At 39.3% G+C, this 12,426-nt stretch carries 8 protein-coding genes; 5 read left to right on the top strand and 3 right to left on the bottom strand.

Features of this window, described 5'->3' with window-relative positions:
• The first annotated feature begins 16 nt into the window (after nucleotides 1-16).
• From I5J82_RS07195 to I5J82_RS07180, 4 genes are all read left to right on the top strand, one after another.
• Nucleotides 17-1,867 (top strand): bifunctional homocysteine S-methyltransferase/methylenetetrahydrofolate reductase, encoded by a 1,851-nt coding sequence (locus I5J82_RS07195; RefSeq protein WP_198767264.1) that lies wholly within the window; start codon nucleotides 17-19, stop codon nucleotides 1,865-1,867.
• Nucleotides 1,860-5,312: a methionine synthase gene (gene metH, locus I5J82_RS07190; RefSeq protein WP_198767263.1), complete on the top strand. Its 3,453-nt coding sequence runs from the start codon at nucleotides 1,860-1,862 to the stop codon at nucleotides 5,310-5,312. Before I5J82_RS07195 ends, metH begins: the two co-directional genes overlap by 8 nt.
• Nucleotides 5,313-5,456: 144 nt before the next feature.
• The gene (locus I5J82_RS07185; RefSeq protein WP_198767262.1) at nucleotides 5,457-6,641 is read left to right on the top strand and encodes an iron-containing alcohol dehydrogenase; all 1,185 of its coding nucleotides are present in this window, start codon (nucleotides 5,457-5,459) and stop codon (nucleotides 6,639-6,641) included.
• 37 nt (nucleotides 6,642-6,678) lie between these two features.
• On the top strand, nucleotides 6,679-7,488 hold the full coding sequence (locus I5J82_RS07180) for a serine hydrolase (protein ID WP_198767261.1): 810 nt from the start codon (nucleotides 6,679-6,681) through the stop codon (nucleotides 7,486-7,488).
• Between the two features lie 49 nt (nucleotides 7,489-7,537).
• On the opposite strand, the gene I5J82_RS07175 is transcribed toward I5J82_RS07180, so the two are convergent.
• Nucleotides 7,538-8,797, bottom strand: coding sequence for a YeeE/YedE family protein (locus I5J82_RS07175; protein WP_198767260.1), 1,260 nt, complete (start codon nucleotides 8,795-8,797; stop codon nucleotides 7,538-7,540).
• Between the two features lie 161 nt (nucleotides 8,798-8,958).
• On the opposite strand from I5J82_RS07175, the gene I5J82_RS07170 reads away from it, so the two are divergent.
• Nucleotides 8,959-9,603, top strand: coding sequence for a hypothetical protein (locus I5J82_RS07170; RefSeq protein WP_198767259.1), 645 nt, complete (start codon nucleotides 8,959-8,961; stop codon nucleotides 9,601-9,603).
• A 273-nt stretch (nucleotides 9,604-9,876) separates the two neighbouring features.
• Here the strand turns inward: I5J82_RS07170 and I5J82_RS07165 are convergent, their stop codons facing one another.
• Both I5J82_RS07165 and I5J82_RS07160 read right to left on the bottom strand, forming a co-directional pair.
• The gene (locus I5J82_RS07165; RefSeq protein WP_198767258.1) at nucleotides 9,877-10,842 is read right to left on the bottom strand and encodes an LAGLIDADG family homing endonuclease; all 966 of its coding nucleotides are present in this window, start codon (nucleotides 10,840-10,842) and stop codon (nucleotides 9,877-9,879) included.
• Between the two features lie 120 nt (nucleotides 10,843-10,962).
• Nucleotides 10,963-12,348 (bottom strand): aldehyde dehydrogenase, encoded by a 1,386-nt coding sequence (locus I5J82_RS07160; RefSeq protein WP_233096585.1) that lies wholly within the window; start codon nucleotides 12,346-12,348, stop codon nucleotides 10,963-10,965.
• Nucleotides 12,349-12,426 lie beyond the last annotated feature (78 nt).

Genomic DNA, 12,426 nt, shown 5'->3' with positions numbered 1-12,426 from the left:
TATATAGGAGGCTATCATGAGTTTAATCACAGATTTAGAACAAAACAAGATACTGATCGGTGATGGTGCGATGGGAACACTTCTGTATTCGTATGGATCTGACTTTTGTTATGAAGAGTTAAATCTTTCTCAAGAAGAGCAGATCTATAACATCCACCGGGCTTATTTAGATGCAGGCGCGGATATCATTCAAACCAATACGTATGCAGCGAACTATTCGAAGCTAGAACGTTACGGACTTCAAGATCACGTAAAAGAGATCAATAAAGCCGCTGTTCAAATTGCTCGAAAAGCAGCTCAAAGTGAATATGTTGTAGGTACGATCGGTGGAATACGTGGCATAAAACCAAATAGCATCTCCCTTGATGAGATCAAGCGCAGTTTTCGTGAGCAGCTGTATTGTTTGTTGATGGAGAATGTAGACGGCATTCAATTAGAAACGTATTATGACCTGCAAGAACTAGAAACGGTTTTAGAGATTGCTAGAAAAGAAACGTCTCTTCCAATCATTGCTCAAGTGTCACTGCAGGAAGTAGGCTTTATGCAGGACCGGACGCCGATTTCAGATGCTTTGACCCGGCTTGAGAACTTAGGTGCTGATGTCGTGGGATTGAACTGTCGTCTTGGGCCATATCACATGCTGATGACGCTTGAGGAAGTTCCATTACCAAATCGGGCTTATCTTTCAGCGTTTCCTAATGCATCGCTTCCTTCTTATACAGATGGCCGTTTTAAGTATGAAGGGGACGCTGATTATTTTAAAGAATGTGCCCATTTGTTCAGGCAGCAAGGTGTTCGTCTATTAGGCGGATGCTGTGGTACGACTCCTGCTCATATTCGTGCCTTCTCAAGTGAACTTCAAAACTTAGAGCCTGTAACAGAAAAAGAAGTGAAGCAAAGAAAGCGAAAGATTGTCATTCAGTCTGCATCAAAACCTAAATACGTACCACTAAGTGAAGAAGTAAAGAAGAAGCAATCCATTATTGTAGAATTAGATCCACCACGTAAATTAGATACATCACGTTTTATGGAAGGAGCCAAGGCGTTAAAAGAAGCGGGAATCGACGCACTTACCCTCGCTGATAATTCGCTTGCTTCACCACGTGTTTGTAACTCTGCATTAGGATCGATTGTGCAGTCCCAACTTAATCTTCGCCCGCTCGTTCATATTACGTGCCGCGATAGAAATTTAATCGGCCTTCAGTCTCACTTGATGGGGCTTCACACGCATGGAATCCATGAAATACTTGCAGTTACCGGAGATCCCGCAAGCGTCGGAGACTTCCCAGGTGCGTCGTCTGTTTATGATGTCACGTCTTTCGAACTGATCAAGCTCATCAAACAGTTTAATGAAGGGTTATCACTTTCAGGTAAAGAGCTTGGAGAAAAAACATCCTTTACGGTAGGAGCGGCATTTAACCCTAACATCCGGTCCATCGATAAAGCGGTTGAGCGGTTGGAGAAAAAGATTGCTTATGGCGCAGATTACTTTATCAGTCAGCCTGTTTTTTCAGAGCAAAGACTTATTGAAACGTACGAGGCTACAAAGCACATTGATAAACCGATCTATATTGGGATTATGCCGTTAACATCTTCCCGAAATGCAGAGTTTCTTCACCATGAAGTTCCAGGAATCAAACTATCTGATTCTGTACGTGATCGCATGAGCAAGTACAAAGATAATCCAAAACAGGCGTGCAAAGAAGGTTTATTGATTGCTAAGTCATTATTAGACACAGCCATGGAACTCTTTAACGGCATCTACCTGATCACGCCATTTATGCGTTACGAATTAACCGTGGAATTAGCACAATATGCACGAGCTAACCATCCATCACTTTTAGCCAGGAGGTCACAGAATGCCTAAGTCATCAATAGAAAAACAGCTGGAATCAAAGATCTTAATCATGGATGGTGCGATGGGTACGATGCTTCAAGAAGCCAAACTTACACCAGAAGATTTTGGTGGCGAGGCGTTTGATGGTTGTAATGAGTATTTAAATGTAACGGCACCCCATGTTATTGAATCCATTCATTATAAATACCTTGATGCAGGAGCTGATATCATTGAAACGAATACATTTGGCGGTACGAATCTTGTACTAGATGAATACGAACTCGGCCATAGAGCTTATGAGATCAATAAGCTTGGAGCACAAATTGCAAGAAAAGCCGCTGATGCTGTTTCAACAGAAAATTGGCCACGTTTTGTTGCGGGTTCACTCGGACCGACTACAAAAACACTCAGTGTTACGGGCGGAACTACGTTTGATGTGTTAAGAGAAGCATATGCTGAGCAAGCACGCGGTTTGATTGATGGTGGTGCGGACCTACTCCTTTTAGAGACAAGCCAAGATATGCTTAATGTAAAAGCTGGCTTTTTAGGGATCGAGCAAGCTATTGAACAAACGGGAAAACGAATCCCGCTTATGGTTTCTGGAACGATTGAACCGATGGGAACCACACTTGCGGGTCAGTCGATTGAGGCCTTTTATATTTCGTTAAAGCATATGAACCCGATCGCAGTGGGATTAAACTGTGCGACAGGTCCTGAATTCATGCAAGATCACATACGTTCCCTGTCGAATCTGTCTACAAAAGCAGTGAGCTGTTATCCAAACGCAGGACTTCCTGATGAAGAAGGAAATTATCATGAAACACCAGAATCACTAGCCGCTAAACTATCCGGATTTGCAGAAAAAGGGTGGCTGAATATCGTTGGTGGCTGCTGTGGAACGACACCTGCTCATATTGAAGCACTATCAAAAGTTATGAAGAACTATACGCCACGTCACCGGCAAGTAAACGAAATTCATATGGTCTCTGGAATCGAACCTTTTATATATGATGATCCAACGTTAAGACCGATCATGGTAGGAGAAAGAACGAATGTTATCGGTTCACGAAAATTCAAACGATTGATTGCTGAGGGGAAGTTTGAAGAAGCGGCTGAAATTGCAAGAGCCCAAGTGAAAGGTGGTGCCCATGTACTCGACGTTTGTTTAGCTGATCCTGACCGAGATGAATTAAGCGATATGGAGAAGTTCATGAAAGAAGCGGTTAAGAAAGTGAAAATTCCCTTTGTCATCGACTCTACGGATGAGGATGTTCTCGAGCTAGCTTTAAAATATTCACAAGGAAAAGCCATCATCAATTCTATTAATTTAGAAGACGGTGAAGAACGGTTTGAAAAGGTGATCCCGCTTCTTCATAAATATGGAGCGGCAGTAGTGGTTGGAACGATTGATGAGATTGGAATGGGCGTTTCGGCTGAACGGAAATTGGAAATTGCAAAGAGATCATATGAACTATTAGTAGAAAAATATAGAGTTTCACCGACAGACATCATATTCGATCCACTCGTATTTCCTGTTGGAACTGGTGATGAACAGTACATTGGCTCAGCGAATGCAACGGTTGAAGGCATTCGTCAGATTAAGGAACATTTTCCCGATTGCTTAACCATTTTAGGTGTCAGTAACGTATCCTTCGGATTGCCGCCGGTAGGCCGTGAAGTATTAAATGCTGTATACCTTTATCATTGCACACAAGCGGGACTTGATTATGCCATTGTAAATACAGAAAAGCTCGAACGTTTTGCTTCGATTGCACCGGAAGAAATTGAGATGGCAGAAAACCTATTATTTCGTACATCAGAGGAAGCTTTATCTGTTTTTACCGACTTTTATAGAGGAAAGAAGAAAGAGACGAAATCAAAGCTGCCTGATATGTCTTTAGAAGAGCGGCTTCACTATTACATTTTAGAAGGTACAAAAAAAGGTCTCATTCCTGATTTAGAAATTGCTTTAAAACAGTACGCTACACCTCTAGCTATCATTAATGGACCATTGATGGATGGCATGAAAGAAGTCGGCCGACTTTTTAACGAAAACCAGTTAATCGTTGCGGAAGTTCTTCAAAGTGCAGAAGTGATGAAGGCATCTGTTGCTTACTTAGAGCCTTACATGGAAACGAGTGATGAGTCTGCATCAAAGGGAAAAGTTCTGCTTGCAACCGTCAAAGGTGACGTGCATGATATCGGTAAAAACCTGGTAGACATCATATTAAGCAACAATGGCTTCAAAGTAGTGGATTTAGGCATTAAAGTAACCTCACAAGCATTGATCGAAGCGATCAAAAAAGAAAAACCCAATATTATCGGTCTCTCCGGGTTGCTTGTTAAATCCGCACAGCAGATGGTGTTAACCGCAACTGACATGCGTGAAGCGAACATCTCCACGCCTATATTAGTTGGTGGTGCAGCGTTATCAAGGAAGTTCACCGATACGAAGATATCTAAGGAATACGAAGGAATGGTACTTTACGCGAAGGATGCAATGGAAGGACTTTCGCTCGCTAACCAAATTCAAACACCTGAAGATTACGATAAACTGGCCTTTGAACTTAAGGAAAGGAAAAAAAGGGTAGTGCTTGATACTGAGAGTCATGGAGGCTCCTCTTCGGTGGCAACAGCCGTAAGGGTCCGGTCAAAAGTATCTCAGACAGCTCCTGTTTTTGTTCCAAAAGATACAAAAAGGCACATTTTAAGAAATTACTCGATATCCCATATACAGCCTTACATCAATTTACAAATGCTTTTAGGGCATCATCTAGGGATTAAAGGGAAAATATCTCGACTGCTTCAAGAGAAAGATGAGAAAATCCTTCAAATCAAATCAGTTGTAGACGGACTGTTGGTAGAGGCGAAGGAAAGAAATTTAATCACTCCTTCAGCACTGTATCAATTCTTTCCAGCGCAAAGTGACGGTGAACGTGTACTCATTTATGACCCTATCGATCAACAAACGGTTATCGAGACATATGATTTTCCTAGACAAAACAAAGAGCCATATCTTTGTATAGCGGACTACTTAAAATCGAAAGACAGCGGGGAAATGGATTACGTCGGTTTCTTTTCTGTAACAGCAGGCACTGGAATTCGGGAGCTAGCTGCAGAACTGAAAAAAGAAGGCCGTTTTCTAGAAAGCCACGCTCTCCAAGCATTAGCTTTAGAAACAGCAGAAGGCTTTGCTGAACTTGTTCACCAACAGATGCGAGATCGCTGGGGATTTCCGGATTCAGTAGACTTTACAATGAGAGAACGTTTTTCTGCACGGTACCAAGGACAGCGTTTCTCCTTTGGGTATCCAGCCTGTCCAGAACTTGAAGATCAGCAAAAGTTATTTAAACTGATTCAGCCGGAAGATATCGGTATTCAACTAACAGATGGCTGCATGATGGAGCCAGAAGCATCTGTATCCGCTATCGTTTTTGCACATCCAGAAGCGAGGTATTTTAATGTGTTGAGTTAATCAATAGCACCTGGGATCAGGTGCTATTTTTATTGATAATCTCCTCATGGAATGTTTTTAAAATTTTCAAAAAACTAAGACGTTATAGTGTAAATGCATTCTTTTTTCTATTATGATGATGAAAAAGAGGAAGGAGTTATGTTCATGAAAAATATCGAATTTAAACTGCCAACCATCATCCGAGCTGGAAACGGTGAATTTAAAAAAGCGGGGACATATTTAAAAGAAGTGTTAGAGGGAAAACGAATCTTTATTGTAACAGACTCTGGAATTGAGCAAACGGGGTTTGTAAAACAAGCTATTCAAATGTTAGAACACCAAGGTTTTGTAATCCAAACGTTTAAAGAAGTGCGACCAAATCCGCGGGATATCGATTGTAAATTGGGCGGTGAAGAAGCTAGAAATTTTCGTGCCGATGCCATATTGGCAATAGGCGGAGGATCAGTTATTGATTCAGCGAAGGCAATAGCAATCTTACAATGCCAAGGTGGTGAGCCGCAGGATTACGCTGGTCGTGATAACGTTATTAAAAAAGTAACTCCTATCATCGTTGTTCCGACAACTGCTGGTACAGTTGCAGAAGTAACTCGTTCATCAGTTATTACTGATACGGCAAAAAAGATTAAATTCACGATTAAGGACGTCAATATCGCACCAGTCTTAGCGATCGTGGACCCTGAACTTACCTACGGACTACCTGCTCATTTAACTGCATCCACAGGAATGGATGCGTTAGTACATGCAATAGAAGCTTTTACTTGTAAACTGTCGAATCCTATTTCGGACGGTCTTGCATTACAAGCAATGAAACATATATACCCTTATTTAAGAACTGCCGTAAATAATGGCAACGATCTAGAAGCCCGATACAACTTAATGGTCGGTTCAACAATCGCAGGCATGGCTTTTTCTCATGCTGATGTAGCATCCGTTCATTGCATGGCGGAGGCAATCGGTGGATTATATGACACTCCACATGGGGTCGCAAATTCCATGTTCTTGCCATACATCGTTGAATACAATGCAGTGACGAATCTAGAAAAACATGCAACGATCGCAAGAACAATAGGAATTGCTTCTCCAAATGATTCTGATGAGGATGCATCCGCACTTCTCGTAAAAGAAATGAAGCAACTGGCAGAAGATCTATCTATCCCAACGTTCTCCTCATTACCAAAAGTGAACGAGAACGATTTCGATTATCTTGCAGAGTCCTCATTCTTGAATGGCTCTACACCCAGCAATGCTAGACAAATAACAAAAGAAGACTACCTGAAATTATTTAAGATTGCTTACTCAAAGAAACATAGTGAAAAAAGCCTGCATTAATAGATCTACCTTATATGATGAAAGAAGGTAAGCGAGGATGCTAAAACAAATTGAACAAGCATTACTAAAAATGATTTCTTCAGGAGAAGGAACATATGGCGTTTCGATCTATCATTTTGAAACGAAAGAATGCTTCGAATCTCATTCAGATGAGCTTTTTTACTCAGCTAGCATTATTAAAGTGCCAATTATGGCTGCTGTATTTGCTCATGCTACAGCAGGGAAATGTTCACTATCTGATAAAATTGAGGTGAGGGAAGAAGACATTGTGCCTGGGGATGGTGTCATAAAGCATTTGTCACCCGGTATTGAATGGACCATTCATGACTTAATCGTATTAATGATTATTAAAAGTGACAATACAGCTACTAATGTTTTAATTGATTTAGTAGGTATAGATAAGATTAATACATACATGAAAGAATGGGGATTTGATCAAAGTCACCTACATCACAAACTACAAATTAAAGCTGCTAGAGATCCTGAAAAGATGAATGTAGTAACCGCTCATGAAATGAATGGATTTTTGAAGAAAATAGCGGTTGGATCTGTGGTTTCTTTGAATTCTTGTAAAAAGATGATTGATATTTTGAAACAGCAGAAGATGAATGATTTGCTGCCAAGTCTGCTTCCTGAGGCAGATGGTGTAATCGGAACGATTCCGAATTGGGAAATTGCTCATAAAACAGGATATGTGCCAGGGATAGAGCATAATGTAGGATTACTTTACTTGCCTAGTCATTCATATGCTGTAGCTGTTCTTAGTAAAAATGTGCCGAAACGTTCTGAGCCAAGGCGTATTATGGGTGAGATAGGGCAATTGTTATATCAAGTTTCCTCTAAATAAAGAACAATAAAAAAGCTAATGGACGCTAAGCCCCATTAGCTTTTATTTGTTAACAAACAGAATCTGTAGATTTTGGATTTTTTAATCCGAACAATGGTCGAACGAATAGAGCTAAATACGTACCTAACATAGCCATAACTGCCCATACCCAGCCGTGAAGACTAAATGAAGCAATTCCGCTAAAGTAAGCACCAATGTTGCAGCCAAATGCTAAGCGAGCACCATAGCCCATCATTAATCCACCAATTATAGAAGCGCCAGCAATACCAGGTTTGATCTTTCCAGGTTTAAACGTTCCTTGGAAAGAAGCTGAAATAAATGCACCCAGCATAATACCGAAATTCATTACGCTTGTTCCATCTGTAAGAACACTTTTTGTGAGAGCCTCGCCGTTCTTGCCATCGAAATAACCCCATGTAGATACGTCAACACCAGTTGCCATCATGGCTTTACCGCCCCATAATGCAAACGCTGATGTGATACCCCATGGACTTCCTTTAACGGCTAATGTTAATGCGTTTAATAATGCGAGAACGATTGCAGCTGTAAACAACGGCCATGAACCACGAAGTACCTTTTTCCACCCAACTGTAGTCGGTAGTGGCTTCATCATAGGCGGATTCTTCTTTTTAGCAATTTGCACGGTTACCCAATAAATTAGAGCAAACAATCCTAACTGGACCACTAAAGCTCCGAAATAACCGAGTCCTGGAATCTGATTTAAAGAAAGCGGTGGAAGAGAAGGCAATCCCATCCAAAATGTGAAGTGGTAAGCACCAAGAACAGATCCAGCAATAAAAGATATAAGGGTTAAGATCATAGATGAAGATCCGCCGCCTAAAGAGTAAAGTGTTCCCGACGCGCATCCGTTTCCGAACTGCATCCCAATACCGAACAGAAAAGCACCAACTAAAATACTAATGCCAACTGGTGATACATTTCCTGTTGGTTCAACACCAGTAAAACTAAAACCAGTAGTGAAAATAACGGCAAACAATACCGATGCAACTGCAAGCATTACCATATGTGCTTGAAGTCCTTGGACGTTACCTACTGAAACTAATCTACGGAATGCTGAAGTAAATCCAAAGCGTGCATAAAGCAGAGTTCCACCAAGTGCTAAACCAATGATAAATAGGCTACCTTGTGTCCAATTTGCAATTTTTAATATCGACACAAGCAGGAATACAGCTGCAAGAAGGCCTAATAGCACAAAGGGCTTTTGTACAGGCTGTAATTTTGTAACAACAGTAGTGGGCTGAAACACTTTTTGTTTATTTGATGAAAGATGAGTTTCTGTTTGTTCCATAACTGTAAACCCTCCAATTCCTATGAGTTATGTCGGAATTATAGCATTATACTATGAATCCATAAATATGAAAAGTATTTTTGATTTATTCCACTATTGTCCATGTCAAAAAATGAGAACTTACATTAAATAATATGAATAGACAGGAAAGGAGACTATAAATGGGTAAAAGAAGAAATCAATTTCACAACGACTGTTTTTCATGTGATGACCTGAACAGAGCAGGACTTGGGTCTGGAATAGCAGCAAAAGAATCCTCTTTCCAAGCATTAACGACAACGACAACAACTTTCCCAATTCTAATTACACTCGATGATGCTGTAACTACAACAGGTATTGAATTCTTGAGGAACGGAGTAGCATCTGGACTTCAAACGACAACTGGTGGGATCTACGATATTGCATATATTGTTAGTTCAACTGTAACGACTACTACTGGTGTCGCAAATACATTATTATTCGAGCTAGTTACTAGCACAGGTAGGGTAATATCAGATTCAACAGCAACTCAGTTCTTTCCAGCAGCTTCTGTAGCAGGTTTCTCTGCGAATACAAACCTGGAATTAGCACTTAATGTAAGGTTGTTACCAGGCGAAAGTGTTTCAATCGTCTTACGATCAATTACGCCGTTAATTACTGCAGGGACCATTACAATAAATACAGCATCATTGTTTATTACACCAACTCCGACCATTGAAGAGTTTAGAGAAGAGTCATCGAGCTGTCACATAGAATCAAGTGTTCATCATTGTAAGAAAAATAGTTTATTTAGTAGTCAAAAGAATTCGCAGTATAGAAAAAGATAAATCCATTTTTGCCGCATCTTGATGTAAATTAAAAGATGTGGCAATTACATAATTAAAACAACTAATTTTTTCATTCTGTCTCACTTTCTTAAGTAATCTTAGTTTTTGAGATCAGTTTCGTTATGCTTTACATGGTTGCCGAGAATAGATATTACGTTAACTAGTAATAAATAATTAACTTACTTTTATTCACCTAAACACCCCCGTTTTTTTGTGTGTCCAAAAATAAAAAACCAATCCAAAAGTTGAGATTGGTTTTTTATTGCACTATATTTACTTTTCACTACTAATGGAATTAAATTTAAACTGAAACTCTCCATCATTCTTTAACCAGCGATAAAAAGTATTTATTCCTATATTCGCGCTCTTACAAGCCACTGGCAAATCTCCATTTAAATTGTAATGATAAAGTAATTCCAATTTCCTTGCTTTTATTGCAGATTTATTAACCTTAAATGGACGATCTTTTAATTGATCTGGTGGCATCTTTTCTCTATTAAATTCAATGTGTTTTCTAACAATATATAAATTTTTATCTTTGTAAATCCATTGCCCAAAGTTATGAACTGTTTTTCTCCCTGATAGGAATAATCTGTGATACTTTTCCTTACTAACTATGAAAGGTTCAAATGAATAACGTTCTAATTTTTTCTTAAGATGTTCCATAAATGTTTGTGAGCCACCAACAAAAGAAACTGTTCTTTTTTCAAAGTTAATATTTCCATCACCATCAAAGAAACCCCTTACAAAATGACTAAAATACTCTTCTGGTACATAAGGAAACTCGAGTGAAGTTGACTTTTTAGGAGTCATCCCATGTAACTGGATAAGATCTTCTTTCATAATTTTACTTGAGATGTTTAATAAATGTACGCCTGTTCGAGGATTTGTTTTGATCGGGTGTGTAGATTGAAGTTCTTCTCTAATATCTTCGAGGATTTTAGGATCTTTTTGTGAAAAACTAACCATCTGCAAATTTTTTGGCAAACAACCATCTGCAGCAAAAAAGCCTAATACATATGCCATGGATGCTGACCATGTTTTGAAGTAATCTTCATTCACTGAATAACGTCTTAACCAGCTGCTGTGTGGTTGTCTTGCAACGTTGTTTTGTTGCAGAACAGAATTGATATATCTCGCTGTAACATTTGCCTGTAATGCAATCTCTTTGCTGCTCATTCCGCTTTGAAATCGTTCAATAATCTTAGGAATACTCATGGTGCATTTCTTTTTCCGCATACCAATCAACTCCTTTATTCACTTATCTATATTATACCGAACATTTGTTCTCTAGTCGAGTTTTTGGCACTTTTCACAATAAAAAGACGCTATCACAAATGACAGCGTCCTTAAAAATTTCTATTTCATTAACTTTTTAATGATCTTTAAACCATGTTTGGCATTCGGATATCGAAAACTAAAGTCGAATTTGTTCGTTTGGTTGAGAACACTTTTGTTATGAGAAAACGCAACAAAACTGGACTCACCGTGATAACTACCTATCCCGCTCTCTCCTACTCCACCAAACGGCAGATAAGGTGTTGCGATATGCATCAATGTATCGTTGATTGATCCACCGCCAAACGAGATATTATTCACCACTTTTTCTTCGATCTCTTTGTTAATCGTAAACAGGTAAAGTGCGAGTGGTTTTGGACGCTCGACAACAAATTCGATCACTTCATCGATGTTTTCATATTCCATGACTGGGAAGATCGGTCCAAAGATCTCATCACTCATAACTGGTGAAGAAGTATCGAATGGTGCTATTAGAGTTGGTTCGATCTTTTCACTTGTTTCATCGTATCGACCACCGAAAAGTCTTTCTCCTTCTGATAAGTAACTTTTTAAACGATTAAAATGACGATCATTTACGATCTTACCGAATTCTTCGTTTTGTAGTGGGTTTTCCCCGTAAAATTCTTTTATGACTTCTTTAAATGTATCAATGAATGGTTGACGTATGTTTTTGTGCAAATAGATATAATCTGGTGCTATGCACGTTTGTCCAGCGTTCGTAAACTTTCCAAACGCTATACGCTTCGCAGCAAGCTTAAGGTCTGCTGTTTCATCTACTATACAAGGACTCTTGCCACCTAATTCTAATGTGATAGGAATAAGTCTCTTACTTGCCGCTTCCATAACAATTTTTCCTACAGGTACGCTGCCTGTGAAAAAGATATAGTCCAATGGTTGATCCAGCAAGATTTGATTAGTTTCAACTCCGCCTTCTACTACTGCGATAAAGTCAGGATGATAGTACTCTTTAATCAATTCATCTAACAGTTTTGACGTTTGTGGCGTCAGTTCAGATGGTTTTAATATAGCCGTATTTCCCGCTGCGATAGCACCGATTAATGGAGCAAGTTGAAGTTGAAACGGATAGTTCCATGGAGCGATGATTAACGTGACGCCATATGGTTCTGCTATTGTATAGCCCTTTGAGCCAATATGGGTTTTTGCTGTTTTCACTTTTTTAGGTTCCATCCATTTTTTAAGATGTTTTTGCGTATGTCGAATCTCTTCTAATAAAAAGCCGATCTCAGTTGTATAGGCTTCGGCTTCAGATTTATTTAAGTCTGTCTTTAATGCGTGAAGAATCTTAGTTTCGTTGTTTCGAATAAGCTTAGAAAGATTATTTAATGCTTTCATACGGAAATCATATGATCGAGTTACTCCGCTTCTAAAATAGGTTTTCTGAGCTCGTACGAGTTTATCAATGAATTCCTTTGTGTTTTCTTTCAACGTGTTTAGCTGATTCAAGCTTTACGCCTCCTATCATATAAAATTAAATGTTTAAACTTATAAACATGTATTAGTGAA

Source organism: Fictibacillus halophilus, assembly GCF_016401385.1.
Taxonomy (GTDB): Bacteria; Bacillota; Bacilli; order Bacillales; family Fictibacillaceae; genus Fictibacillus; species Fictibacillus halophilus.
This window is presented reverse-complemented; position numbering and strand designations above follow the sequence as displayed.

Bases quoted from the DNA above. Each gene is read 5' to 3' on its own strand.
- I5J82_RS07165 (WP_198767258.1), bottom strand. From the start codon at position 10,842: ATGCGGAAAAAGAAATGCACCATGAGTATTCCTAAGATTATTGAACGA.
- metH (WP_198767263.1), top strand. From the start codon at position 1,860: ATGCCTAAGTCATCAATAGAAAAACAGCTGGAATCAAAGATCTTAATC.
- I5J82_RS07180 (WP_198767261.1), top strand. From the start codon at position 6,679: ATGCTAAAACAAATTGAACAAGCATTACTAAAAATGATTTCTTCAGGA.
- I5J82_RS07185 (WP_198767262.1), top strand. From the start codon at position 5,457: ATGAAAAATATCGAATTTAAACTGCCAACCATCATCCGAGCTGGAAAC.
- I5J82_RS07170 (WP_198767259.1), top strand. From the start codon at position 8,959: ATGGGTAAAAGAAGAAATCAATTTCACAACGACTGTTTTTCATGTGAT.
- I5J82_RS07195 (WP_198767264.1), top strand. From the start codon at position 17: ATGAGTTTAATCACAGATTTAGAACAAAACAAGATACTGATCGGTGAT.
- I5J82_RS07175 (WP_198767260.1), bottom strand. From the start codon at position 8,797: ATGGAACAAACAGAAACTCATCTTTCATCAAATAAACAAAAAGTGTTT.